The 25,067-nt window shown below is 46.3% G+C and carries 20 protein-coding genes; 12 read left to right on the top strand and 8 right to left on the bottom strand.

The annotated features are described in order from the left end of the window. Positions 1-19 precede the first annotated feature (19 nt). Together ACLVWU_RS14400 and ACLVWU_RS14395 are read right to left on the bottom strand one after the other, a co-directional pair. Positions 20-3,457: a zinc-dependent metalloprotease gene (locus ACLVWU_RS14400; RefSeq protein WP_413575529.1), complete on the bottom strand. Its 3,438-nt coding sequence runs from the start codon at positions 3,455-3,457 to the stop codon at positions 20-22. Positions 3,458-3,514: 57 nt separating this feature from the next. Further along, positions 3,515-4,423, bottom strand: a complete 909-nt coding sequence (locus ACLVWU_RS14395) for a hypothetical protein (protein ID WP_413575528.1) — start codon at positions 4,421-4,423, stop codon at positions 3,515-3,517. Between the two features lie 303 nt (positions 4,424-4,726). Here ACLVWU_RS14395 and ACLVWU_RS14390 point away from each other — a divergent pair, with 303 nt between their 5' ends. Together ACLVWU_RS14390 and ACLVWU_RS14385 are read left to right on the top strand one after the other, a co-directional pair. Then, positions 4,727-6,115, top strand: coding sequence for a TldD/PmbA family protein (locus ACLVWU_RS14390; protein WP_413575527.1), 1,389 nt, complete (start codon positions 4,727-4,729; stop codon positions 6,113-6,115). Beyond that, the gene (locus ACLVWU_RS14385; protein ID WP_413575525.1) at positions 6,115-7,458 is read left to right on the top strand and encodes a TldD/PmbA family protein; all 1,344 of its coding nucleotides are present in this window, start codon (positions 6,115-6,117) and stop codon (positions 7,456-7,458) included. The genes ACLVWU_RS14390 and ACLVWU_RS14385 overlap by 1 nt, the downstream gene beginning before the upstream one ends. 17 nt (positions 7,459-7,475) lie before the next feature. Here ACLVWU_RS14385 and ACLVWU_RS14380 read toward each other — a convergent pair whose 3' ends face one another. Both ACLVWU_RS14380 and ACLVWU_RS14375 read right to left on the bottom strand, forming a co-directional pair. Further along, complete coding sequence (locus tag ACLVWU_RS14380) at positions 7,476-7,835, bottom strand: hypothetical protein (protein ID WP_413575524.1); 360 nt, start codon at positions 7,833-7,835, stop codon at positions 7,476-7,478. A gap of 128 nt (positions 7,836-7,963) precedes the next feature. Next, the gene (locus ACLVWU_RS14375) at positions 7,964-8,740 is read right to left on the bottom strand and encodes an HAD family hydrolase (RefSeq protein ID WP_413578799.1); all 777 of its coding nucleotides are present in this window, start codon (positions 8,738-8,740) and stop codon (positions 7,964-7,966) included. Between the two features lie 123 nt (positions 8,741-8,863). Here ACLVWU_RS14375 and topA point away from each other — a divergent pair, with 123 nt between their 5' ends. The 7 genes from topA (at position 8,864) to ACLVWU_RS14340 (ending at position 17,618) form a co-directional block, all read left to right on the top strand. Beyond that, positions 8,864-11,599, top strand: a complete 2,736-nt coding sequence (topA, locus tag ACLVWU_RS14370; protein WP_413575523.1) for a type I DNA topoisomerase — start codon at positions 8,864-8,866, stop codon at positions 11,597-11,599. Positions 11,600-11,775: 176 nt separating this feature from the next. Next, complete coding sequence (locus ACLVWU_RS14365; protein WP_413575522.1) at positions 11,776-12,168, top strand: BlaI/MecI/CopY family transcriptional regulator; 393 nt, start codon at positions 11,776-11,778, stop codon at positions 12,166-12,168. Beyond that, complete coding sequence (locus tag ACLVWU_RS14360; RefSeq protein WP_413575521.1) at positions 12,168-13,172, top strand: M56 family metallopeptidase; 1,005 nt, start codon at positions 12,168-12,170, stop codon at positions 13,170-13,172. The genes ACLVWU_RS14365 and ACLVWU_RS14360 overlap by 1 nt, the downstream gene beginning before the upstream one ends. Positions 13,173-13,207: 35 nt before the next feature. After that, positions 13,208-13,975, top strand: a complete 768-nt coding sequence (locus tag ACLVWU_RS14355) for a DsbA family protein (protein WP_413575520.1) — start codon at positions 13,208-13,210, stop codon at positions 13,973-13,975. Between the two features lie 33 nt (positions 13,976-14,008). Beyond that, the gene (locus ACLVWU_RS14350; RefSeq protein WP_413575519.1) at positions 14,009-14,425 is read left to right on the top strand and encodes a hypothetical protein; all 417 of its coding nucleotides are present in this window, start codon (positions 14,009-14,011) and stop codon (positions 14,423-14,425) included. A 152-nt stretch (positions 14,426-14,577) separates the two neighbouring features. Continuing rightward, positions 14,578-15,480, top strand: coding sequence for a hypothetical protein (locus tag ACLVWU_RS14345; RefSeq protein ID WP_413575517.1), 903 nt, complete (start codon positions 14,578-14,580; stop codon positions 15,478-15,480). 116 nt (positions 15,481-15,596) lie between these two features. Further along, positions 15,597-17,618 (top strand): S41 family peptidase, encoded by a 2,022-nt coding sequence (locus tag ACLVWU_RS14340; RefSeq protein ID WP_413575516.1) that lies wholly within the window; start codon positions 15,597-15,599, stop codon positions 17,616-17,618. A 59-nt stretch (positions 17,619-17,677) separates the two neighbouring features. On the opposite strand, the gene ACLVWU_RS14335 is transcribed toward ACLVWU_RS14340, so the two are convergent. Then, entirely contained in the window at positions 17,678-18,772 is a 1,095-nt protein-coding gene (locus ACLVWU_RS14335; protein ID WP_413575515.1) for a hypothetical protein, read from the bottom strand. Positions 18,773-18,986: 214 nt separating this feature from the next. Here ACLVWU_RS14335 and ACLVWU_RS14330 point away from each other — a divergent pair, with 214 nt between their 5' ends. Beyond that, complete coding sequence (locus ACLVWU_RS14330; protein ID WP_413575514.1) at positions 18,987-19,820, top strand: hypothetical protein; 834 nt, start codon at positions 18,987-18,989, stop codon at positions 19,818-19,820. On the opposite strand, the gene ACLVWU_RS14325 is transcribed toward ACLVWU_RS14330, so the two are convergent. The 3 genes from ACLVWU_RS14325 to ACLVWU_RS14315 form a co-directional block, all read right to left on the bottom strand. Then, the gene (locus ACLVWU_RS14325) at positions 19,817-21,292 is read right to left on the bottom strand and encodes a nitrous oxide reductase family maturation protein NosD (protein WP_413575513.1); all 1,476 of its coding nucleotides are present in this window, start codon (positions 21,290-21,292) and stop codon (positions 19,817-19,819) included. The two genes, ACLVWU_RS14330 and ACLVWU_RS14325, sit on opposite strands and share 4 nt — an antisense overlap. A 93-nt stretch (positions 21,293-21,385) precedes the next feature. Continuing rightward, complete coding sequence (locus ACLVWU_RS14320; protein ID WP_413575512.1) at positions 21,386-22,012, bottom strand: hypothetical protein; 627 nt, start codon at positions 22,010-22,012, stop codon at positions 21,386-21,388. Positions 22,013-22,021: 9 nt separating this feature from the next. After that, positions 22,022-23,062, bottom strand: coding sequence for a hypothetical protein (locus ACLVWU_RS14315; RefSeq protein WP_413575511.1), 1,041 nt, complete (start codon positions 23,060-23,062; stop codon positions 22,022-22,024). Positions 23,063-23,147: 85 nt separating this feature from the next. On the opposite strand from ACLVWU_RS14315, the gene ACLVWU_RS14310 reads away from it, so the two are divergent. Beyond that, the gene (locus tag ACLVWU_RS14310; RefSeq protein ID WP_413575510.1) at positions 23,148-24,134 is read left to right on the top strand and encodes a type II secretion system protein; all 987 of its coding nucleotides are present in this window, start codon (positions 23,148-23,150) and stop codon (positions 24,132-24,134) included. Then, the gene (locus ACLVWU_RS14305; RefSeq protein ID WP_413575509.1) at positions 24,131-25,066 is read left to right on the top strand and encodes a type II secretion system protein J; all 936 of its coding nucleotides are present in this window, start codon (positions 24,131-24,133) and stop codon (positions 25,064-25,066) included. The genes ACLVWU_RS14310 and ACLVWU_RS14305 overlap by 4 nt, the downstream gene beginning before the upstream one ends. The last annotated feature ends 1 nt before the right edge of the window (position 25,067 follow it).

Here is a 25,067-nt window from a genome sequence, read left to right as displayed (position 1 = left end):
AAGCAATCCCGTTCAAAGTTTATTTAGTATCTTCAGCACCTGGCAAAATGGACAACAAGTACGACAGCTTTTCTTTAGTAGGCATAGCACCTGCTTTGAACAACTTAATATCGTTTGCAGTGATATCGTTGTACTCAGGGGACGCTTCCAAAGGCGTGGCTGGAGCTTCAGACTTCGGCAAATGAGCAGGTCTGCTTCTTGCGATCAAAAGACCTTCCAGGTCTTTCGCTGCAAGTTTACCCATACGCTCGCTCTTATTCATCACCACCATGGCATTTTGAGCCAGGGCATTCTCTGGCAATGCCAGGGCTTTGAACGTTCCTGCATCCACGCTTGTCGCATTGTCGACAGCATTGATCACTGCAACTTTGGCGATACGGTTCACGCGGAACTGATTCACGAAAGCTTTGTCTTCAGTCGCATGAGTTTGCGAAGTGCTCATGCGGCCTGTGATGATCTTAAGCAGTTGCTCGTTGAAGCTGACCTTGTGTTGCGGCAAGCCCATGCGGCGAGCTGCGGAATCCAACAAAGGAACATCAAACCAGTGAGTGTCGTTGCCTTTATTGACCTCGCTTGGTGTCGGGAACAACTCATAGTTCCATTCAGTTTCAAAAACTTGCTGGTGCATTTTATCGCGGAATACCAATGTGCTGGTATTCTGGTCAAACAACAGGCCCGTGATCGTTGAAGTGATTTCCGGCGCCAAGTCTTTTATGTCCATATAGTTGTCTTCGTTTTGGCGCGTACCAGTGTTTGTTCTTGCAAACAATGCCTGAGCTGCTGCCAATTTATCCGGTCCGATACCGCGTACGTCGATTTGATCAGCGTACTGAGTTTGGGTTTTTGGATCACGTTTGTCGTTAAAGAACTTACCAGTTTGCGCAACCAGTACGAACTCAGGTTTAAGTTCGATATCCGCGCAGCTGATTGCCTCAGGATTCAAGTTCTTAAGCATAGACACATCGATGATTTTGTTTGGCGCATCAGCTTTTGCAAAGGCACACATGACTTCCGGAGTTTTAAGAACATCCATGAAGAAGCGACCCGAGATCAAAGCGGCCTGTTTAAGATCTTTTAACCATGGAACTTCTTCCATTTCCTTGGAGTCATCAGTTAAAGCAAAGCGGTTTTTAAGGTCCGCATAGGACTCCATGAAGTTACGGATATACTGGAAGCGAGACAATGTACCGCTGTAGTAACCGCCTTGTTGAATTTTCGAGAAACTTTCGCGGCCGTTACGGAAGTTACGGGTCATGTACGCGTCGTTATAAGCTTTGATCAGGTACTGAACGATTTCAGTATAGTTCGTACCTTTGTCAAAGCGCTTACAGCCAGGATTCATGTCCACAGACTCGTCAGAGCAGTATGTGAAGTCATGCAAAGTCAGGTCTTTGTTGTCTTTAGTCAGCTTTTCCAATGTCTCAGGAACTTCTACAGCTTTTCCTGAGTCAGTTTGAACCACACGCTTGTAGGCAAAGCGCAAAGCTGCGATATCGTACTTACCAAGTGTTGGTAACAGGTTCAATTCGCTGTAACCGTAATCCATCACAGAGCTGTAAGGGATTGCGTGCTTCACACCCATTTTTGCAAGTTCGCCTTCAGTATAGAAGTTCAAACGGTCTTCAGAGCCGCCGAAGTTGTGGCGAAGGCCCAGGTTATGACCCAGCTCATGCACTAATGTTGGAACCCAAACTTCCGGCATTACGATCGCAATCACTTGCTCGCGCTCTGTATCGGAAAGGTCATTCCATAGTTTTAGTTTTTGGCCAAGTTTTGCCTGCAATGCTTTTTTGATGTATTCGCTGAATGGGAACAATTCAGACGGGTAGTTGCAGTACTTGGACATAACTGACAAAGCATCGATAGCTTCAGCAGAGCCTGTTTTAGTTACGCCTTCATCCGCATCTGCTTGAGCCAACAGAGTCGACTTTTTATTGAAACGTGCGTTTCCTTGTGCAGAGTTAGCAATAACCTGACGAACTTGTTTTGCATTCAAGCTGCGGATAGTGGAGTTTTCCTTAATAACATTCTTCAAAACATTAGGTGCCAAAGCAGGAGTGTGCATTGCTTTCGTCTTATGGTAGTCACCCGCAATCTGGTAACCAGTCTTTTTAGACAGCATATATGCAGAGTACTTCTGCGCCTGTAGTTTGGACTTCATTTCTGCAGAAGGAGCCGGTTTGTCAGTCGCTGCCGCGGCAGTCTCAGAGCCACCTGCTGCTGGAGCTTCTTCCTCTTGTTTGGAAAGTTCGCGCACCACTTCGTCGTAAGTGTAACGAACACCTTGTACGAAGTTACCGTAGTACATAGCCACGCGGCCGCTCATGATTTCGCCCGTGCGAGGGTTCGCCACAGTTGGACCGTAGCCCAATGGACCACCCGCAACCGGGTCTTCCACCATCACGATCATGCTGTTGCGAATGTCGCCGACTTTTTTGCCTTCTGGATCTTTCAACACCAGGCGTGTCTCCATGCCGGCTGCTTTCAAACCCTGGTTAACACGGTCGAATGCCAACTGAGTCGCCTTTTTGATGGATGCGAATTCAGGTTTGTTGAAGTTGTCAGAAAGATAGTAAGTGATTTCTTTTCTGGCAGGATTCCAGCGGTTCATCCACTCTTTTTGATTTTTCAAAGTGCGGGACAAATCCACGTCGTACTTACGGTTTTCAGAAGTGAAGAAACCGAAAGTGCCTTGGTCTTTTAGTGGGTACTCCACCGGCTTATAAGCCGGGGAAGCCAATTTGTTCAATTTCGTGAAAGAGTAGTGGTAAACGATCTGTGTTTGCAGATCATCAATGCTGTTGATGCTGTACAGAGCATTGCCCAGGCAGGCAGCGTTACCGCGGAAAGCTTTTTCGATCTGAACATTCAAAGAGCCATCTTTTAGTTCATAGTTCAACAGACGTGAAGACGTCTCAGAGTAGCAGGAAGAACCGTAAAGTTGTTCCATCTCAACGGGCAACATGTTGAAGCCGGTTGTTCTCATGCTGTTAAAGTCAGGAACGAAGTTAGCCTTTTTAGACCAGTTCTTTTCAGAGTTTTCCTCTTCACGGTTTGTACATTTGCCGTAACGGTCTTCAGAGCAGCGGTACTCAACGTTTCTGATCGGGATTTCCATCAGGATTTTGTCGTTAAGAGTGTTGTCTTTAGCCAGGCGTGCTTCGTCGTTCACCTGCATTACTTGCAAAGTGTTTTCAGTGAAGCGGAATTTAACGATTTTTTCCTGACCTTGCCAGAATGGGTTTGCCGAGGCGATACCCGTATCGTCATTGTTGGTGATGTCGGAGGAGGCGACAAACAGATATTCGTCATCTGGCGAAAGTGTCGATTTGGTTTCAACATTTTCTTTGAAGACCTCTTTGTACGGAACTGCTTTTGTACAGGAAATCATCAGGGTTGAAACTGTCAGCAGCAAAACACCAGTTACTGGAAGTTTGCGTTTCATGTTGCTGTTCATACTCTCTCCTCTTCAAAACTCTTAAAAAACTAAAAACCTTAAAACTTGAATCAAAAATTAAATGCTCAAACTCAAGCCGGCTTTAACGATCGAAGTGGTGTCGTTAAAGAACTCGATATTTGAATCAATTCCGTTTGCTTTCAGGGCATTTCCTTCATTGGAAGTACCTACGTAAGCTGAAAATGCCGGAGTAAATTCCCATCCTAAATCAGCACCCACACTGAACTTGTTGCGAGTGTCGTCCTGGTAAGTCCAACCGATGGTGTAGACATAAGATGTTTGCAGCGACAATTTCGAGAAAAGTGGCAAAGCGTAGGTTAAAACAAACTGTGCGTTGTTGCGCATGTTGTAGGAACCATCGGCTGTCATTTCATACTCATGGAAGTTGCGAGTCATCTGTGCCGCTGTGGAAGCAGAGCTGCCCCAAAACAGATTGTTGAAGGCGAACTTGGTACCAAGGCGCGCGGCCCCTTGATAGGACATTTGATCTTGCATTTGACGGTTCGTTGGCAAAACACCAGCAATAGTATTGATCCAAGCAATGTCCTGAGTCAGTGGGGACTTAAAGCTGATAGATACAGTTGTATTGTCGAAGTATGTGTTTTCAGGGCCTACGTGTTCTTTCATAAGAGCTGTGCCCACACGCATGGAAGTGATTTTATTAAAGCGATAACCAGCGGATACGTCGAAAGCTGTCCCAGCATCGCGCTCGTAAGAATCCTCTTTCATCATGTTGCTGTATGTTTCAATGCCCAGGTCCAGGGTCCATGCTTTGGCTGGCGCAGCCGGAGACGCCACCGCAACTGATGTCTGCGCTGAAGCAGGAACTGCCGTTGAACGCTTTGCCTTGGTTGTGGATGTCGTGACGTTTGCAGCCAAAGCGGGTGTAACTACAGAAAGCGCTGCCAGGATCGTCAGACCCTGGAAAATGCTCTTTATATATTTAAGACCCGTAAGCTTGTTCACAATAGACTCCACGATGGGCTTTTAAACATGAGACCCATCTCTAAGTTCTATCTGAGCAAGGGCCAGGCCATGGAAAAGCGAGCCGGTGACCGGTTTAATTGGAGCTGATGTACCAGATTACAATTCGTGACATTCCACGCAAGGCGTTGATTAACTTTTGGACGGGCATGAAGTTTTGGGAGTAGTCCCATTTTGAGACAAGTCGTGAATGACGGTACCTTTGGACTTAATCCAAAGTGCTGCGGTGTTTTTGTTTGGGACTGATTTCTCTCTGGGCTATGCTTTTGCGAATAGGGGGCAATCATGATCGTACAACCTGAAATTTTGAGCAAAGCTCTGGATGCGGCACTCTCTACCGGTGCGGATTTCGCAGATATCTTTGTCGAGGACACTTACTCTTCCAATCTTTCTATTTTAAGTTCCAAGGCCGATCAGGCGATCGTGGGCCAGCTTTATGGCGCAGGTATCAGATTGTTTTTTGGTCATGAGATTGTCTATGTGACTACAAACGATTTGTCTGAGCACGGTCTGGTGAAGGCTGCCCTGAATGCAGCTAAAAGCCGCGGTACAGGAGAGGCGAAAAAAGCCATGCCTTTACTTCAGGTGCCATTCGATTCCGTACACACTTACGGCGAAAAGCCGTGGGAGATGAATCGCGATCGCAAGTTCGCCTGGATGAACTCCCTGGATCAGCATGCGCGCAATCGCAACTCTGCAGTGACGCAAGTGGAAGCTGCTTTAAATGAAAAATTCCAAAAAGTGCAAATCGCCAACTCTCGCGGTTTGATGGCCTATGATGAGCGTGCCTACAGTCGTTTGAATATGGAAGTCTTTGTCGAGCACAACGGTGTGAAAGAAAGCTCCAGTGAACGCTATGGTCATATGGGAACTTCAGAACTTTATGATGGTATTAATTTGCAGGGCTTTGCGCACGAGAATGTCGATCGTGCCATGGGTCTGACCACAGCGAAATTTGCTCCAGCTGGCGAAATGCCGGTGGTGATTGATAACTCTTTTGGTGGAGTTCTTTTCCACGAAGCTTGTGGACACGGTCTTGAGACTACATCGGTTGCAAAAGACGCTTCTGTATTCTGCGGTAAGATGGGTCAGAAGATCGCAAACGAGTGCGTGTCAGCGATTGACGATGGCACGATCACTAACGGTTGGGGTTCGTTAAATATTGATGACGAAGGCAATAAAACTAAACGCACTACATTGATTGAAAATGGTGTTTTGAAATCCTACATCGTGGATGAAATGGGCTCACGTCAAACGGGCTACGATGTGACCGGCAGCGGTCGTCGTCAGTCTTATAAGTATGCTCCAGCGTCCCGTATGAGAAATACCTTCATTGATGCCGGCAAGGACTCATTTGAAGAAATGATTCGCGACGTGGATTACGGTTTGTATGCGAAAAACATGGGCGGAGGTTCGGTGAATCCAGGAACCGGGGACTATAACTTCCAGGTTCGTGAAGCATACATCATCAGAAACGGTCGAATCGAAGAGATGGTCAAAGGTGCCTGCCTGATCGGACGTGGCATCGATACTTTGGGTAAAATCACGAAAGTTTCAAACGAATTGAAACTGGCAACAGGAATGTGCGGCTCGGTGAGTGGTTCTATCCCTGCAGCCGTAGGACAACCACAAATCCTGGTTTCCAGTTTGATGGTCGGCGGGAGAGCAGGCTAATGGATACAATTAAAGAAAACTTCCAAAAAATTGTGACTCAGGCAAAACAGGATGGCGTTAAAGTTGAGATGCTTATTTCAGGCGGGGAAAGCCTGGAACTGGGCTTTCAAAAGAATTCTCTTAAAGAATTTGAGTCCACGCAAACGCAAATGGCGGGACTGCGGGTTCTTAAGGGTGCAGCCCAAGGCTATGCCTATACAGAGAATCTGTCCCTGGAGGCTTTGCTGCGCACTTATACTGAAGCCTTGAACAACGCCAAGACGGTGCAGAGTTCAGAGAACTTTGAGATTCCGATGATGAAGCCCCAGGCGTTTAAGGACATCAATCTTTTTAATCCAGAGGAAATTGAAATGGATAAAAAGATGGAGGTCGCAAGAGCCCTGGAAGCCAAGTGTTTGGCATTGGACTCCCGTGTGCAAACGGTTCCTTATTCGGGTCTTTCCCAAGGGTCTTCGTTTTCGCGAATTTTGAATTCCGAAGGCATCGATCAGGAATTTAAACAAAGTTACTACACCGGAAGTGCGGCACCGTTGGTAAAAGAGGGTGAAACTTCAAAAATGGGTGGCGAGGGTTTCTTCGTTCGCTCTTTCGCTGAAATCAATGTCGATGAAGTGGCCCGCGAAGGTGTGGCTAATGCCGTAAAATATCTGGGAGCAACAAAATTAAAGACGGGTGAGTACCCAGTGGTTCTTGATCGCAAGGTTTTCCCGACAGTGCTTGCGATGTTGTTGTCGTATCTGTCAGCAAAGGAAGTTCACGAGAACAAGTCTTTGCTGAAAGGGAAAGTCGGTCAAAAAGTTGCGAATGAGAAATTCACTTTGATCGATGATCCGTTCGAACTTCATGGTTCCGCGGTCAGGCCTTTTGATGCGGAAGGTGCGCCTTCCCAAAAAACTGTTTTAATTGAAAATGGTGTATTAAAGAATTTTCTGACAAATCTGGAATACGCAAAGCGTATGAATTTGCCTCACACGGCTCACGCAGCCCGTGGGCCAAGTTCTCCGATGGGTATCGGTCCGACGAATCTGGTGGTTTCAAAAGGCAGTAAGACTCAGGAGCAATTAGTAAGTCATTACCCAGGTACGACCGTGCATATCACCAAGTTCACCGGCGGACTGCATGCGGGCTTTAAGGATTCCACGGGGGATCTGTCAATGCCGGCAGAGGGCTTCCTGTATGAAAATGGCAAGTGCGTGGGGCCAATTGATCAGTTCGTGGTCTCTGGTAACGTCCTGGATGTCTTGCGGGATATCGTGGAAGTTGGCGACACTTACGGCAAACCAGGTCGCAGCCTTATTGCACCGGATGTACTGGTTAAGTCCCTGAGTTTTGCTGGCGGCTGATCGACCTGGTACCGTGATTAAGAAGCAAAGCGCTCCATGATGCGGATCAAGAAACCCTTCTTGGCCCAGAACTCTGGTTCGCTTTGTATTCTTTGATAGTTCTGATCAATGTACCGTAACTGATCTCCCAGCAGATTTACGCATTCCTGAGCGGACGTATAGCTGTCTGCTGAAATGTAGTTGCGGTAATTCGCACCTTCAATCCAAAGATCCCCATTGGGTTTTAAACTAATGGAAATTTCCCCAAAAGAAAAAACGCGTTGAGGTTTCTTTACGCTGATTTCGCCAGAGTAGTGAAGGTTGTTGAATTGCCAAATGAGCTTGGCTTGTTCGTCCAATTTGTTTGCGATGTACTGACGTGCTTGTGCGCCGACCATTGGTAAGCCCTCCTTTTACTGAATAGGTATCGGTCATGGGCACATTTCTCTATAGACCAAAGGCCTGGAATGCGAACCCTATTCATAAAAAACATGTGCACAGAAGTGCAATTAGTTAGGCATTGGAACTACTTGTATTTCAGAATGGCACGAGCGATTTCTGTGAAGCCCATTCCGCCACGTTGAGCAGCGACATATGTGGGATGATGTTTAATTTGATCAACAAAGTTTTGAATGTTTGCCACTGCAAAACTGTGCGTAAAATATTGAAACATCGGCTCATCATTCGGGGAGTCGCCGCTAAAACCGCACACTTTTTTCGCATCATCGGCACTTACACCAAACTCGGTTGCTAAAAATTTAAGCGACATAGAAAGCTTATCGTAAGATCCAAACCAACCGTTGACGTGGATCGAGCTGACTTTGGCCTGCGCGCCGTGGGATTTGAAAACATCCACGATTTTCTGAACTTCGGATTTTGGCAAGGGGGTCACATCCTCACAAAAGTCGATGGCCAAATCCATCAAACGACAAAACTGATCACTGGCCAAATCACTGCCGGGCACCTTTTGCAGAATTTCTTTTTCCAGCTGGTTTAGTTTTTCGCGATTGTTTTTCTGAGTTTGCTCATCAAAGAAAAAATGACGATGCATCTTTTTATCGTGATAGCGGAAGTAAAACCCACCATTTTCCCCAATGATCCCACTGACAGGCCACACACGTGCGATCATCTCGCACCATCCTGCGGGGCGCCCGGTCACAGGGATCACTTTGATGCCGGCATGGTGTAACGCCCACATGGCTTCATAAGCTTCAGCACCCAAAAGTCCTTCATCGGTCAGTGTGTCATCGATGTCAGTCAGTAAAAATTGAAGGGAATTTGTGAATGCGGAAATTGGTTTCATGCTCACAAGGTATCTGCTTTTGGTACTGGTTGTCAAAATTCAGACTTGCAAAGTTCAATTTCAGCCTTCATGTTTTGTCTATATATTATATCCCGGTTACAAGCCGGATGAAGGGCTGGGTACATGGCCAAGAAAACTGACGCGGCATCTGATGGCATCAAACTCGTCATCGTAGAGTCACCAACAAAGGCAAAAACCATTCGCAAGTTCCTGGGCAGGGATTATGTGGTGGAGTCTTGCATGGGGCACATCCGCGATTTACCGCAATCCGCAAAAGACATCCCTGAAAAAGTAAAAAAAGAAAAATGGGCGCAGCTGGGCGTGAATGTCGATAAAAACTTCGAGCCTTTGTATTGCATTCCCAAGGACAAGCTGAAGGTTGTAAAGAACCTTAAAGACAAACTCGAAGATGCCACAGAGCTATACCTCGCGACCGACGAAGACCGCGAAGGGGAGTCTATCAGCTGGCATTTGTTGGAAGTTCTAAAACCAAAAGTTCCAACAAAACGAATGGTGTTCCATGAGATCACTAAAGATGCGATTCAAAAAGCGTTGAAAGACACGCGTGAGATCGACTTCAACCTGGTTCGTGCTCAGGAAGCACGTCGTGTGTTGGATCGTTTGGTGGGTTACACGATTTCGCCACTTCTTTGGAAAAAAGTGGCGTACGGTTTATCAGCAGGTCGCGTGCAGTCTGTGGCTGTACGTTTGATTGTTGAGCGTGAGCAAGAACGCATTCGTTTTAAAAAATCATCTTACTGGGGCGTATTGGCCGAGTTGTCTAAAGACGGCGTGAACTTCGAGTCGCGCTTGCAGCAATACAAACAACAGCGTGTAGCGACAGGTAAAGACTTTGACGGTCTGACTGGTCAGCTGACGGCGGGTAAAGATGTTTTGGTTCTGGGTGAAAAAGACGCCGCAAAATTGACGGCTGATTTGAAATCAGGTCCATGGACAGTTTCTGATGTCGAGGAAAAACCAACATTCAGAAAACCAGCAGCACCATTCATCACTTCCAGTTTGCAACAGGAATCGAATCGTAAATTGGGTCTATCTGCTCGTGAGACGATGCAGGTGGCGCAAAAACTGTACGAGCAAGGTTTCATCACCTATATGCGTACGGACTCTACATTCCTTTCTACAGAAGCGATCAATGCATCTCGTGATTGTATCACTTCGAAGTACGGTAAAGAGTACCTGACTCCACAGCCGCGCACTTATGCGGCAAAAAAAGTAAAAGGTGCTCAAGAGGCCCATGAAGCGATTCGTCCTGCGGGCAATCAATTCCAAGACCCGGATGAAACGGGTCTTACGGGTCATCAATTTAAGCTTTATGACTTGATTTGGAAACGTACAATTGCATCGCAAATGGTTGATGCTCGTCAAAAACAAGTCAGCGCAAAAATTTCTGTAGGCGATGCGATCTTTGGTGCTTCAGGCATGACGATCGAGTTCCCTGGTTTCTTACGTGCCTATGTTGAGGGGTCGGATGATCCTGAAGCAGATTTGGCAGAACGCGAAGTGCGTTTGCCGGCACTTAAAGCGAAAGATTCTTTGAAGTGCACAAAATTGGATCCCACCTCCCATGAAACAAAACCTCCAGCGCGTTACACCGAGGCGAGCCTCGTACAAACGATGGAGAAAGAGGGTATCGGTCGTCCATCAACTTACGCATCTGTTATCGGTACGATCATCGATCGCGGTTACGTTCGTAAGGGCGGTACGGCTTTGATTCCGACATTCACGGCGATGATTGTTTCAAAACTCCTAAGCAGTTATCTGACTCAGTATGTGGATTTGGGCTTTACTTCAGGAATGGAGCAAAGTCTGGATAATATCGCAGACGGTGAATTGGATTGGGAAAGCTATTTGGCTTCCGTGTACAAAGGCCCTAAGGGCTTACGTGCAATGGTTGATAACCAGGAAGAAAAAATCAATCCGGATGAAGCTCGTACAATGTCTTTGGAAGGCATGGATAAGTATAAATTCCACGTCGGCCGTTATGGTGCTTACCTGACAACTCAGCGTGATGGCGAAGATGTCAGTGCTTCAGTTCCAGATAACGAATCCCCAGCGGATATCACTCCCGAGATCGCAGAGAAATTGATTGATCAAAAAATCAATGGTGCGGATGCCTTGGGTAAAGATCCAAAAACGGGCGAGCCTATTTATGTTCTAAGTGGTCGCTATGGTCCGTATGTTCAATTGGGTGATGTGTCGCCTGAAAACGACAAGCCAAAACGTGCATCACTTCCGCCGAATATGCAGCCAGAGCAAGTTGATTTGCAGACGGCCTTGGATTTATTGTCCTTGCCAAGAAGCCTGGGTGATCACCCGGGCACGGGCAAAGATATCAAAGCCGGCTTGGGTCGCTTTGGTCCATTCATCGTTCATGATGGGGACTATCGTTCGATCCCTAAGGGCGAAAGTGTTTTGAATATTACTTTCGAACGCGCGATGGAAATGTTGGCTCAACCTAAAAAAGGTCGTGGCAAAGCGGCGGCTCTTCGTGAATTGGGTGCCCATCCGGAAACGGGTGATGCGATTCAGGTGTTCAACGGTCCATACGGTCCGTATTTCAAGAGTGGCAAGGTTAATGCCTCGTTGCCAGAGGGCGCGACCGTAGAGTCAGTCACATTGGAGCAGGCCGTAGCGGCGATCAATGAAAAGGGCCCAGCAAAAGGCTCCAAAGGTAAAGGCAAAGCGAAAGCTGCTGCGAAACCGAAAGCTGCGAAGGCAGATAAAGGTGAAGCAAAAGCGGCTGCTCCCAAAAAGAGTTTAAAAAGTGCAGAGTCCGCAAAAGACAAAGCGCAAGCCCTGGGAGTAAAGAAAGTCGTTACTCGCAAGTCTAAAAAGTAAACGAACGCTCCAGGTTTGAATCAAATTTGAAACCCACATCTTGAAGAAGGTGTGGGTTTTTTATTTGCCTGAGGTCAAAGTTGGGGGCGTGTTGTCTCACGATGAAACTGGACTTTAGCGCAAGTTGACTACAGCCGTAGTATTGGTAGACTACTGATGTAGTCAGTGAGGTGCGTATGAAGAAACTGCCAAGCCTGGGTGAGCAAGAAATTGAAATTCTCCGATATGTCTCTTCTCTCGGGGAAGTCTCGGTTCGTGAAGTGGCCGAGCATTTCGAAAAAGAAAAGGGACTTGCGCGAACTACTATTCTCACTGTGATGGAGCGACTGCGCACCAAGGGGTTCTTAACTCGCAATAAGATTGAGGGTATTTTTAAATACTCTGAAAAAATTGAAGCTCAAACGGTGATAAAAGGGAAGGTCACAGAGTTCGTTGAACGAACTTTGGGTGGATCGGTATCTCCCTTGATCAATTATTTTGCTGGTCAGAAGAATTTAACAACGGACGAGATCGAGAAGTTACGAGAGATCGTAGCGGATTTTGATAAATCCCAAAAAGGGGGGCGCTAATGGGCCTTTCGGTTTTTGATTTCCTTTGGAAGCTTTTGGTCGTGGTGACATTGGCTTCGACTTTTTTGTTTGGGGCCTTTGTCCTTGGGCAAAGCCTGATAAAGAATGTTTCGGGAAGCTATTTCAGAAAATGGGCACGCTGGAGTTTAGTGACTTTCTTGGGTGTTGTTGCTGTGTTTGGACTTCTGCTGGCGATGGTGGATCAGGGGCTGCAAATTAACTGCTTCGGAAACTTTGCGCACTCTCAAGGGATCATGGGCGTAACGCGAATTCTGGCTTTACTTTGGATTTCAACGGCGTCGATTTTATTTGCAAGAGACATGTTTCGGTTTAAGCGGATTAAAAAAGAAATCTCGGCCAATATCGTGAGTCAGCACAGTGATTTCGTCGTGGTGTCCGATAACATGGAAGCAATGACGTATGGAGTACTTGATTCTCAGGTAGTGATTCCGGAACTTGTTTTTAAAGATGCCACTCTGTTTCAACACGTGCTTTGCCATGAGAAAGTTCACGCGAAAAACCGCGATGGCTTTTGGAGTCTTTTGGAGGTTTTAAGTCTGCGTCTAAGCTGGTTTAATCCATTCAGCGTTTTATTCCACAACCGCTTTCAGCTGGTGGTGGAAATGGCAACAGATGAACAAGCGGTGCGGGATTATCAACTTGAGCCCAAGGCTTATGCAAAGAGTCTGATTTCGTTGCTGGAAAATCAAGGTGGTCTGACTAAATCCTATGGCATGTTTGGTGCTTCGTTTGATTTTAATCAAATGCAGACTCGAATGTTAAACCTGCGCAGTCATCTGGAGTGCGCCAATGAAGAACGATCACGTAAAATGTTGGCAGCATTGATGGTCCTGATGACCGTGGCAGGCGTTGGGCAGGCGTGGGCATCTGTGCAGACCCAGAAAGTAAAAAGTCCGGGTGAAATGATTTGCATGCAAGTTCAGCATGAAATGGTGATTGAAAAACTGTTATTGAAAGCTCCTGAAACAAATAAGTGTGATTAAATAAGTTCCATCAAAAAATAAAGAAAGGTCGTATTATGAAGAACATAATTCTTCTGGGGATGTTTATTGTCTTGAGCGCATGTGCTTCTAAAGAAACACAAATTGCTGAGTATCTAAAAAAGAATCCAAAGGCGGTTTTTGATGTCATCGAGGACAATCCGGAGCAGTTTGTTGAAGTGGTGAACCGGGCAGCTCGCAAAGCTCAAGAAAATCGTCAGGAAAAGCAATACTCTGAAATGAAGAAACAACAGGAAGAACAACTTAAGAATCCCCTGCGTCCTGAGTTGCAGGATTCCCGTCGTTTGATCGGCGATAAATCTGCTAAAATCACGATTGTCGAATATGCTGACTTTCAATGCCCAGCCTGCGGTATGGCGCACTCTGCATTGAAAGAGATCCTGAAGAAATACGATGGCAAAGTTCAATTCTACTATAAGCACTTTCCATTGGACTTCCATCCGATGGCTGAGCCAGCAGCCTATTACTACGAAGCAGTCTTTAAGCAAGATCGAGTGAAAGCCCGCAAATTCTATGACCTGGTATTTGAAAAGCAAAGAGAGATGAAGGGCGTCGACTTTCTTCGCGGCGTGGCCAAGAAAGTGGGAGCCGACATGAACCAGTTGGCAAAGGACGTTCAGTCAGAGCAAGTTCGAAATCTGGTTAAACAGGATATGTCTGAATTTGAGAAACTGGGTTTCACTGGAACACCGGTGACAGTGATAAACGGTGTTGCTCTGCATGGAGCGCAACCGGCAGCTGAGATTGAGCGGATTATTGCTTTGACGACGGTAGCAAGGCCTTAAGGGGCGTGCTACCATAAATTCACGAGGAACAATATGAAACTTCTTGTTATGGCATTCCTAATTTCAGTGCCGATGATGGCCCAGGCACAAACTCAAGCTCAAGCCCAAAAAGAGTGTGTGACGACGATTCGCGTGCGATCCATGTCGATATCATCGGCCGAGGCTGAAAAGCTTTGTGCCGGGGATTATCAGGAAGTGGTGAATTGTGCTGTGACGGCAAGACAAAGTTCCATGGGTTCCATGGATGACGCCTTGAAAAAGTGCCGTGGCGAGATGGGGTTAAAAGCCAAAGAACAGCCGGAGGCCAAGAAAGCTGTGACCGATACCCCTAAAGCGGGGCAGCTGCCAGTTGTGGTGCCGGTGGACTCGATGGCTCCCGATGTGGAGAAAACTCACGATGGCGGGTCTAAAGAGGGCAAAAAGTCCGATGACTCTTTCCAGGAGCTTTAGTTTACCTTCCTTAACCAAACTCTGACTGGACAGGGGGTTTGCCCCTGTCTAACTAGTAGTCAGCTCCCTTGAAAAAAAGAAAATAGTGCAGGGCTCTTTCGTGCTTCCGATTTTTTTGCTAAATTTTAGAGCCCGATAGAGGAATGTGTTCCATGAGCGAAGATCAAAAACCCAAAGGCCAACTCGATTTAGGAATAAATCGCACTCCAGAGAAAGACAGAAACTTTCATCTGGGCGGCCGTAGTTTTTATTTCTTCGACTTTGATGACAACATCGCCTTTCTGACAACGCCTCTGGTTTTATTCCATAAAGACAGTCGTTCTGAGCAATTGATCACCAGCGGTGACTTTGCTCAGCACAATGCCACGATCGGAAAAAGTGGCGTCTATGCAGATTTTGAAATCGATTTTTGTGATGTAACAGGAACTTTCCGCAATTTCCGTGATTTGAATATTTCCGATGTGGAAAAGGTCGCGGGTAAACGCCAAGTCTTTGTTCAAGACGTTGCAGCGGCGTTAGGCTTTCCAGATTTTCAATGGAAGGGTCCTTCGTGGGAGTGCTTCTATCATGCGACGTTCAATCAACGACCGCTCTCAGTTATCACCGCGCGCGGACATCATCCTGAGACTTTGAAAGAGGGCATTAAAGTCTTCGTTCAAAACAAAGTTCTGCCCCTAGAGCCGAACTATTTAAGTCTGTATCCGGTCAGCCATAAGCCGACACGTGTCTTGTTAGGTGATCAAAATTTCGAGGAAGGTACTGCCGAGCTTAAACAACGAGCAATTCGTGCGAGTGTGGAAAAGGCTATTGAAACTTATGGCTACAATCCGCATCACCGTTTTGGAATGTCCGATGATGATCCAAAGAACATTGAATTGATCGTTGAAGAGATGACTCGACTTAAGTCTAGGTTCCCCGAGATGTCCTTCTTTATGATCGAAACTCAACATGGGAACTTCATCAAACACGAAGTTAAAGTGGGCGGCCTTCAGGGGCAAAAAATTGAAGACCTCTCGCAGCTCTCCTTTTTTGAAGACGACCGACGTAAGTCTTAAATAAACTTACAGTCCTAAATTTCTGTCCCTAATAACAAATTGCATGCTCTGGGAAAAATTCCTGCTAATCTTAAGTGATTAGAACGCTCTCGCCGGGGAGCCAAGGAAGGACCATCATGAGTTCAATCTCTAAGGGATTAAAGGGTTTAGTTGTTGCGGGTTCACTCGCTGTATCTTCAGTTGCCGCCGCACAATTAAAAGACGGTTTGGAATGCAGATACATTTCAGTTATCGAACAGGGTTTCCTGGCAAATCATGTTAAGTATTCAGATCGTAATGCTGACCTTGCAAACCGCGTGGTAGAGCAATATTTAAAACGTCTTGATCCTTCTAAGATTTACCTGACTCAGGCAGATGTGGACGCGATTAAAAAAGACATGTCGAATGTTTTTGAAAAAACCAAAAACAGAGAATGTGCATTTTTGGATAAAGCGCAAAAATTGGTACTTGAAAGAGTTCAGGACCGCGCAAACTTCGCAAAAAAATATCTGGGTAAGGATTTCAAGTTTGAATCCAACACTGAATTTGCATTCGATCCGGATAAAAAGCCTTGGCCAAAAAATGCTGATGAAGCAAATGAATACCTGAAAAAATACATCCAATTCCAAATCGGCAATTACCTTGCGACAGATATGAAATTGGACGAAGCAAAAAAGAATGTCGAAAAAAACTATGAGCGCGCCGTAAAACGTACTCAGGAAACGACTCAGGACGATTTGCTATCTGGTTATTTGGATTCTTTCGCCAGAGCTTTGGATCCACACTCCAGCTTCTTCTCTCGTGATGTACTTGAAGACTTCGAAATCCAAATGCGTCTTTCATTGGAAGGTATCGGTGCGACACTTTCTTCCCAGGACGGATTCACAGTGGTTGAAGCATTGGTTCCGGGTGGTGCAGCAGCAAAATCTGGTTTGATCGAGCCACAAGATAAGATCATCGCTGTGGGCCAGGACAAGGGCGCCATGGAAAACGTGATCGATCAGGATTTGAAAGACGTTGTTAAGAAAATCCGTGGTAAAAAAGGCACGAAAGTTCGTTTGACGATCCTGCGTAAAGCGGGTGAAGGCAAAAAACGTTTCGATGTTACTTTGACTCGTGAAAAAGTTAATCTTGAAGACGAAGCAGCTTCCATCACTTACGTTGATAAGGAAGTGGGCGGTCAAAAGAAAAAAATCGGTATCCTGAATTTCCCAAGCTTCTATGCGGATTCCCGTCGTGGTGGCAGATCTTCAGCATCTGATATGAAAGCTTTGATCAAAGAAGCAGTTCAAAAGAAAGCGGACGGCCTGGTGTTGGATCTTTCCAACAATGGCGGTGGTTCACTTGAAGACGCTGTGAAAATCGCTGGTTTGTTCTTCCAAACGGGTAACGTGGTAAAACAATCCTCTAAAAATGAAGGTCGTGCGGAAGCCGCTCTTCGTGATACTGACTCAGCTGTTGACTGGAATGGTCCGTTGGTTGTTTTGACCAGCCGTATCTCTGCATCAGCTTCTGAAATCGTATCCGGTACTTTGCAGGATTATAAACGTGCAGTTGTAGTTGGTGGCGACCATACATACGGTAAGGGCTCTGTTCAATCCGTATTGCCAATTCCAAATGACCTGGGCGCGATCAAAGTAACAGTGGGTATGTTCTTCGTACCATCTGGTAAGTCGACTCAGCACCGTGGCGTTGATGCAGATATCGTATTGCCAGGTCCATTCAGCACTGATGACATCGGTGAGAAGTACATGGACTACTCTTTGCCGCCGAAAACAATTGAAGCGTTTATCTCTCCAGATGCTTTCGTAAAAGAAGGTCCAAGTGCGTGGAAAGAGCTTAAGCCAGAGTGGATCAAGCAGATGTCTGAAAGATCTGCAGAGCGCGTGGCGAAGTCTGACGAATTCAAGAAAATCGTGGATGAGTTGAACAAAGCAAAAGCCCGCGGAAAAGTGATCCGTGTGAGCGAAGTGCTAAAAGATAAAAACGAAAAAGAGAAAAAAGAGAAAGCCAAAAAAGTAGCAAGCAAAGCGAAAAAGAACGAAGAGTACCTGAAACGTCCTGATATTCAGGAAGCGACGAATGTACTTCTAGATCTGATTCAGCTTGAAGATGGTAAGACGCTTCCAGCGACTCCAAAACAAGCGAACGCTAAATAGTTTGCCGCTAGATTTGACATGTTAGTTGTTGTTAAAAGCCCGGGAAACCGGGCTTTTTTTTATTTACAGTCGTAACTCATGTCCAGCTTCGTGCCTTCCGTTAGCGGAGCCGCGAAGCTTAAAACATTCCCACTCACAGAGTAATTCTTGATGACTTGGCCATCCACGGCCACGTTCAAAGTAGACAGATCAGGGACACATTCCAAGTTGATCTGTGAGAGGGAGTTGATAATTTTGTCTTTAAAAGTATTCAAGCTATCAGCAAAGTTCGCATCGCAAATACTGCCGACCCCACCTTGAGTCAGATTGGACATTTGCGCGTAGATATAGCCCGGGTGACTTGGAGAGGTGTCCTGATCCTGGGTCATTTCACAAACTGTGTCGCCGGGCTTTACAATGATCGAGTTGAAAGTAAAGCGCACTTCGTCGCCAAACACGGATTGGGACAGCTTCACCAGATTTTCCGGTTGGTCTTCGGCTTCCAAAGGCTGATAGGCCGCGGGATTATCCTTGGCTTTCACTTTAGTTGCATCACCACCGACAGAGCGCTCATCTTCGTCAGAAATAATAATCACAGATTTCGCAGCACCATCGCGGTAACAACCGTTACCGACATTTTGGAAGTTGGCATATGTGGCTTTGATCGCACGTTCGTCACCCGAGGCACCTCCGCCGATTTGCAAAGTGTCCACCGTCGACGTGAAGATCGAATTCATATTAGTGGTTCCTTTTTTAAGAACCCACGGAGACGTACCGGCAAGGGGAGAGTACTGCGCCCACGTCAGGGGCATACCCCAATGAAAGATACCCAAGGAGTCAGGTAAAGCCTTGGTCGTCGTCAAACACATTTGCCAGTCAATCTGGCTGGCTTCCAAGGAAACCATAAAGTCACTCATCGAAGCTGCGAGCTTTTTTAGATCCGGCAGCATCGAGTTGGAATCATCCATCACTAGTAAAAAATCCACCTGCTTGTTGCCGGATTTAACCACGTCGGAATAGACGTGATCAGGCAGTTTAATCGGAGGTGTCGGACTTGGATTTGGTGTCGCCAAGGAAGCGTTATCAACGATTTTAGCAAACTCCATCTTCGCGCAACCTGCGCTGGCAAAGGAAAGAAGGGCGATTAAGTTCACGAGGTGAGTGGATGTTTTCATATTCACTTTAACGACACATCGAAATTTAACTTGATGAAAAAACAGGCAGTTACCCCCGAATGCGAGCAGGATTTAAGGATTCTCTGGATCATGGTCAGTCCGCAAAAACCGTCTCTGTACAAGGGTTTGACGGTATTTTTAACTTCATAAGCGCCTGTTTGCGAAGGGGAGGAGGATCGAATCTTGAAGTGCGTGCACAAGATAGGGACTAAGAATGAACAAACTGCTTGTGGGTATCTTTGCACTGCTGACTTCCTTTAGCGCCTGGGCGACAAGCCCTGGTAAGTTGTCGGCGTTGGATATCATGACCTTTGCTGACACCTTCGAGTGTCAGGATAAGTTCCCGCACCACAGTTTTTGTGAGGCGGTTCAGTTCAAGCCTTGGACCGAACAAGAAAAAGCCATCGTGGGCGGCTACCTTGCCAATATTAATGATCCACGCTTGCAGGGAATTCTAAAAACCATTCAAGCAAACGGTATAACTAAGATCCACCGCGTGACCCATTCCGCACGCTGGTTCAATAATCCCCAATTCCGCCGTGTAGAATTCGTACGCTCTGCTGAAAAAGCCTTTCTTTGGGTGAACCCTGTAACGAATGTCATCGGTGTGACGGATTCATTCTTTACTGGTACTCCGTTCATGGACCCACGCGCACAAGTTGATCGCAAACAGATCAACATCCTGCACGAGCTGATGCACGACTTTGATATCGCCACCGATCACGCGCTTTCGATGGAAGAATTTGAAAAGGCTTCCGGCTGGGGACACAACGGCAAAGAAGCCGTGATCACGACAGTGGACTACGAAAAATCAAAATCCGATTTCCAGCAAGTCATTGCCCTGGTTAAAGAAAAGCGCACTGCCGAAGCCTATGCCCTGGATCGCGAGCTGGGGATGACCTATGGCTTCCCAACTCTTTACGCTATGACCAACCAATTTGAGAGTTTTGCCGAAGCCGTGGCATATTATATTTTTGATCCCACGGCTGCAAATTATTACTCGCCTTTGCTTAAGGCATACCTGGATTCTATCCTTCGGCCCATCTAGCCTGGAGTTGGCACTGGAGGTGGCTCCGGTTTCGGATGAGGACGTGGAATCGGAATTTTTGGCAAGCGGAAGCGGCACTTATCCACTTTGTGATAAATTTTTCTTTTGGTCTTTTCAAGAGGACCCCAGTCATATCTTTCTTGCACTCGCAAACGACCTGATTGGACTAATTCCAAATCTTGCGACACGGGCCAATTGCGTGCATACACGATACGAGCCAAAACATTATCGGTCTTGGGCAAAGTGCCTTTTGTTGAAACTGTCAACTTTCCAAACTGGCGCTTGCATCTTAATGGGCCGCATTTTTTGTAGGTTTGGGCCACCTTCAGATCCTGGGAAATTTGAATGCAGCGATTGCCGAAGGTTTCTTGCCAGATTCCAGCAAGGCCAGATGCGGGAGTTGGCGGAGTGGGGGTGGGAGTCGGAGTAGGTGTCGGTGTCGGATCTGGATCGGGATTTGGAGTGCCAGTGCAGGCGCCACCTGTTACGGTCCACGGCGAGTATTCGTTTAAACTTACTTCAACGCTTCCCTGGATTGCAGTTCCTTTACCATTGGGATTTGTTGAGAGATTATAGGGGCCGGAATCATCGCCCCAGAAGTTACATGTTGCATATGTTGCAGATGAATCAGGTTGACGTTGTACGGCCAAGCCCGCAGTAGTTAAATCCACAAAATTGTTTTCATGAATTTGAACAGAAGAATTAGTTCCATTGATTTGAACACCATGGGTGCCACCCGAAACCCGGTTTCCGCGAATAGTTGTGGCGCTGTTGCCTCCACCAATTTCTATTCCTCCTCCGGAATCGATAATTGTATTGTTTAATACTTGCGTATCTCTGGTTTGGGTTAGTCTGATGCCAGTTCCATTGTTGGAGAGTGAGTTTTCAATTATGGTGATTTCAGACGATTGAGTATAGGTGTTTGTGATGCCGACGCCGCCAGTCTGATTGTCTCTGATCGTGTTCGAGTTTATTCGCAAATTTGAAGCATAACCAAATTGATCACTTACAAGAATGCCCCAATTTGCATTGTTCGCAATGGTATTGTCGAAGATATCGATATTGCTGGTGCTAACTGCGATACCTGTCGTGTGGTTCTGGATGGTGTTATTGCGAATGACTGCTGACGCTTGAATTCGAATCCCGAAGTCTGTCGAGTAATTGGAGCTGGCCTGTATTTGAAAACCATTAATCTCGACACTGTTGCCGGTGACCGTAAACTGACCTTTAAATATAGTTCCAGTATCAGCCATCATTGTTCCGGCGCGGACCCGAATTTCTCCCAGATCATAAGTGCCCGTAGACCACTTCGTTGTATCACCAGGAAGCATCGTGTTTAGAACTTCCTGGATTGCTGAAGCTGACATTTCGGGGGTCACAGTGTAAGTCGTCGCTGCCCAAGCGACCTTTGCCTGAATGCTAATGATCAGCATGATCATTAAATGGAACCATCTTGCTGTAGAAAAAGTCATAACTCATCCTTTGTTGAATCAGGAATGACGATATTCACTGTGCAAATTAGCCGTCAAATTTCAGATCGAAAGTTGCTGATAAACATTTATTTGTTAGAAGCTGCGAATCTTAAAGTACGCCAGAGAGAACAGAAACGTACAAAGGACTATCCACAGATAGCCCTTCCAGGTTCCTTTAAGATCCGCATCACTTAGTTCCATTTGTGAAAACACCGCGATCACCAGATACCACCAGGCGATCAGACTCCAGGAAAAAGACGGAAAATTAACAAAGCGGGGATTACTGATGAACTGTTTTCCGCCCGGGATCCAGAAGTAAAATATGGTAGCACAAATCAACGGACCCACGATCAGTGGGGCAATTCCGATGAACAACTCTCCCATCTTAATCCAGATATTAAAAACCATCGGAAGAGAGCGCGGACGGCTTACAACGTGACCGTGGGATCCGTCTTTGGCTTTCCAATCAAATAATTTGATATCTTCAATCTGATGAAGGAATACAAAGGCCGCTAAGGCATGACTGATTTCGTGAATCATGATTCCCGGAGCAAAGATCAAATTGAAGGCATGTTGTCCGAAGGTTTCGGAAAGCTTCCCTCGTAAGAAGCCTGAAAAGACGTGCAGGACAAATCCCGCACCTAACAAAATGGCTGAAACTTTTAAAAGTTCCAGAAGAGTATGAAATGAATAAACCAGAGATGGGTAGGTGTACTCCATCCCTGAATTCTACTGTGTCGCTGCCAGATGAGCCAAGATAAACATACGGGCCTGGTCGCGAATAAATGCTGAGTCATCAGGACCTCCGTCAAAAGCCATGGCTCCAGCACTCATTTTCACCGATGTACCGTTGGCAGTGATATTGAAAGATCCCAAAGAACAAGAGAGAAATTCACCAGAAAACTGGGCACTTTGCGGATTCTGCACGCAGGATTTAACCATGTTGGTCCAGCTCTTCCATGCAGCGGGTTCATTTCCACCACTTGCCGGCAGGTTGGGTGGTGTTGGAATCGGAGCCACCTCTGGTTCGGTGGCTTCGGCTTGCGCTACAACATCGATTTCCTTTTGAATCAACGCGATTTGCTCCGCGATGCAGGTTCCTGAAGGCAGCATCGCTTCGTTCAAGGTGGCGCAGTTAATATTGAAGGCACATTTTTGGGTAGTGGAATTAAATTGCCCCCCCAATTGCACACATAAGGTCTGTCCCATGGAGTCCGATGTGTCGCAAGCAACAATCTTTTGGGAGGTATCTATCAGTAGTCGCATCGGAATATCAGTAAACGCCTGGCGGGATCCCATCGCCGTTTTTAGTTTGCGATAACGAATGCGGACTTTGGAATCGACCGCGATGGGGGAAGTGGCAGTGATCTTCGCAGTTTTATAGCCATTCCATTCAGAGGAACCGGTTTCAATTGAAAGGCCGGTTATTTGAAGTTCATTTGTGCCCAACGTTTGATCTATGAATGCCAGATGTTCCCCTGCTTTGCCTTTTAGTTGGGTGATACTAAGTCGACCCTGATTGTCCAATAGTGAGTCAGCAAAGTTAGTATTACAGTATTCGTTGTTTTGTAATGCTCCTTTGAGCAGGGCCTCTGCTTTGAGCTGAGTGGATTTTGTTAGAGCAAATGTATTTAGGTTCAGTGAATCATTGAGTGACGTTGTCAGGGCGAGCGCGAACGTCAATATGACTGTTGAGAGGACGAGAATGCTGACCATCATTGAGCCGTTCTCAGACCGTACAAAAATCGGTTTATCTGAAACAGTTTCCATGTCTGTCTCCTGTTGTTAACATTATCGGAAGACGAGGGATTTTCTGAAGTTAAACTCACGTTAACTTTTTTGTGGGTAAAATAAAATGATGAAGAATCACGGCGGTTTTACATTTATTGAAGTTGCAGTCAGCCTGGCGATTATTTCTATCATAGTGATGGCGATGGGGATGATTTTTCAAACATCCTTTCGTGGCGCCAATCTGGTCGAAATGCGAAACACCGCTGCAAATCTAAATATGTCATGGCAGGAAATTCTAAATACGCCCGCTGTGTGTGAAATGAATTTCAAAGGTATGACCTTTGATTCAAGTGGCAAATCTGCAAAAAATAAGTTCGTTGATATCGCCAATACGATTTTGATCTCTGATGGTGTGAAATCATCGGGAAGTGACATCCTTGTTACGGATGTTCGTGCACAGGTTCGCGAAGCTGACTGGGTTGCCTTTGATTCAGCCAAAGCAAGCCTCGGGGCAAATACTTATATTGTGAACATTGACGTCATCGTGAGTCTGGAGCGACAAAAAGAATTGATCTCTTCAAAAACCAGCTCCTTGGTTGTATCGGTTCCGGTTTATATGAATTCGGCAGGGGTGGTGGACTCGTGCCTGGCAACACAACAGGATTCGATCGCCAACGCTCAGGAACTTGCCTGCACCCAATTGGGCGGTGTTTTCGTGAAAGAAACCTCCCGTTGTGAATTCAAGCAGAACTGTGCAAGTTTGCCGGCGGATTCTGCAGTATCCAAAGAGTGCTTCGATCAACTGACGGGTGGACTGTCCCAGCAGATTACTGAAATTGGGAAGAGCACAGCTTCAATGCCTCCGGTTTCACAGATTCACAAAACCATCAAAGACTGTCTGACTTCCTCGCAGGGCGCAAATATTGCCGCCAATAAAACTAAATGTCGATTGGGGAGTATTGATTTCACTGCAAGTCCCCAGGAGTTTTCCTACACCTATGGCGCCACAAATTACACGATGTCAGATCCTGTGCTTGCAAAATATCTATTCGACCTCGTAGTGAAGTATCAAACAGACGGTCTTATGAAAATCACCGTGGGGGACAAATGAGGCAGCAGCAAAAGGGTTTCTCAGTCACTGAACTTTTGGTGGCGGTGGGCTTGATGGCAGGAGTTACTTTAGGGCTTTCCAGTATTCTGGGTATTGCCAGTAAATCAAACGCCGCTGCTTCCAAAAAATTAAACGAGGCGAATCTGATCAATAATACGATGGTGGGTATTTTCACTCGGAAATCCTGTGATGCCTCATTCAAAGGCCAATCCCTGGACAGCGCGGGTAGTTTGCATATTGATGAGATTCAGGACGGAAGCGGTGTCGGTATTATTAAAAAAGGCATGTCGCTTGAACAAAAGAATCATACGGTCAAGTCGTTGCGTTTACAGGCATCAAGTGAAAGTTGGGCGGGATTCAAAAGTCACTCCTTTACCGGCGACGAATCACTCCCTTTAAACACTGTTTTGGAAGTGATGTTCGAACGGGAAAAAAATGCAACCACAGCCCAAGAAGGCGTGCAGAAAATTTCCTTCACAGTGGGAGTGGATAAGGAAGGTGTGATCACCGAGTGTATTGGTGGGGACAATGGCAGTCATGTGTCGGCACTTAAAAGTGCCTGCGTCAGTTTTGGTGGAGTTTTTGATGAGGCCACTGGCCAATGCAAAGCCTCCCAGGATTGCTCCAAGATTGCTGTTGATGCACCTGTCAGTCAAAAGTGTGTAGCTGAAAAAATGAACAGTCTTAAAAATGATCTGAAGAGGAGATCCGCCACTGGATTTGGAATGTTGTCTTCAATTAAAGATTGCATGGCCAATCCCTATAGCCAAAAATCCAGATCGGCTTCAGGCTTTACCTGTGTGTCGGGTTCATTCAATGCGCGCGCAGAGAATGGAACTTTTACGTTTGTGTATGGAGCGACAAACTATTCGGTGACCGATCCCGATCAATACAAGAAGGTCGTCGATACTGTCGCTGCTTTCCCTCCGTAAT

Source organism: Bdellovibrio sp. HCB290 (assembly GCF_047305925.1).
Taxonomy (GTDB): Bacteria; Bdellovibrionota; Bdellovibrionia; order Bdellovibrionales; family Bdellovibrionaceae; genus Bdellovibrio.
Note: the sequence above shows the minus strand (reverse complement) of the source record. Positions and strands in the feature narration are given on the sequence as shown.

What these genes read in the sequence shown, in the direction of transcription:
- ACLVWU_RS14400 (WP_413575529.1), bottom strand. Translation starts at nt 3,457, where the DNA reads ATGAACAGCAACATGAAACGCAAACTTCCAGTAACTGGTGTTTTGCTG.
- ACLVWU_RS14390 (WP_413575527.1), top strand. Translation starts at nt 4,727, where the DNA reads ATGATCGTACAACCTGAAATTTTGAGCAAAGCTCTGGATGCGGCACTC.
- ACLVWU_RS14385 (WP_413575525.1), top strand. Translation starts at nt 6,115, where the DNA reads ATGGATACAATTAAAGAAAACTTCCAAAAAATTGTGACTCAGGCAAAA.
- ACLVWU_RS14380 (WP_413575524.1), bottom strand. Translation starts at nt 7,835, where the DNA reads ATGGTCGGCGCACAAGCACGTCAGTACATCGCAAACAAATTGGACGAA.
- ACLVWU_RS14375 (WP_413578799.1), bottom strand. Translation starts at nt 8,740, where the DNA reads ATGAAACCAATTTCCGCATTCACAAATTCCCTTCAATTTTTACTGACT.
- topA (WP_413575523.1), top strand. Translation starts at nt 8,864, where the DNA reads ATGGCCAAGAAAACTGACGCGGCATCTGATGGCATCAAACTCGTCATC.
- ACLVWU_RS14365 (WP_413575522.1), top strand. Translation starts at nt 11,776, where the DNA reads ATGAAGAAACTGCCAAGCCTGGGTGAGCAAGAAATTGAAATTCTCCGA.
- ACLVWU_RS14360 (WP_413575521.1), top strand. Translation starts at nt 12,168, where the DNA reads ATGGGCCTTTCGGTTTTTGATTTCCTTTGGAAGCTTTTGGTCGTGGTG.
- ACLVWU_RS14355 (WP_413575520.1), top strand. Translation starts at nt 13,208, where the DNA reads ATGAAGAACATAATTCTTCTGGGGATGTTTATTGTCTTGAGCGCATGT.
- ACLVWU_RS14350 (WP_413575519.1), top strand. Translation starts at nt 14,009, where the DNA reads ATGAAACTTCTTGTTATGGCATTCCTAATTTCAGTGCCGATGATGGCC.
- ACLVWU_RS14345 (WP_413575517.1), top strand. Translation starts at nt 14,578, where the DNA reads ATGAGCGAAGATCAAAAACCCAAAGGCCAACTCGATTTAGGAATAAAT.
- ACLVWU_RS14340 (WP_413575516.1), top strand. Translation starts at nt 15,597, where the DNA reads ATGAGTTCAATCTCTAAGGGATTAAAGGGTTTAGTTGTTGCGGGTTCA.
- ACLVWU_RS14335 (WP_413575515.1), bottom strand. Translation starts at nt 18,772, where the DNA reads ATGAAAACATCCACTCACCTCGTGAACTTAATCGCCCTTCTTTCCTTT.
- ACLVWU_RS14330 (WP_413575514.1), top strand. Translation starts at nt 18,987, where the DNA reads ATGAACAAACTGCTTGTGGGTATCTTTGCACTGCTGACTTCCTTTAGC.
- ACLVWU_RS14325 (WP_413575513.1), bottom strand. Translation starts at nt 21,292, where the DNA reads ATGACTTTTTCTACAGCAAGATGGTTCCATTTAATGATCATGCTGATC.
- ACLVWU_RS14320 (WP_413575512.1), bottom strand. Translation starts at nt 22,012, where the DNA reads ATGGAGTACACCTACCCATCTCTGGTTTATTCATTTCATACTCTTCTG.
- ACLVWU_RS14315 (WP_413575511.1), bottom strand. Translation starts at nt 23,062, where the DNA reads ATGGAAACTGTTTCAGATAAACCGATTTTTGTACGGTCTGAGAACGGC.
- ACLVWU_RS14310 (WP_413575510.1), top strand. Translation starts at nt 23,148, where the DNA reads ATGATGAAGAATCACGGCGGTTTTACATTTATTGAAGTTGCAGTCAGC.
- ACLVWU_RS14305 (WP_413575509.1), top strand. Translation starts at nt 24,131, where the DNA reads ATGAGGCAGCAGCAAAAGGGTTTCTCAGTCACTGAACTTTTGGTGGCG.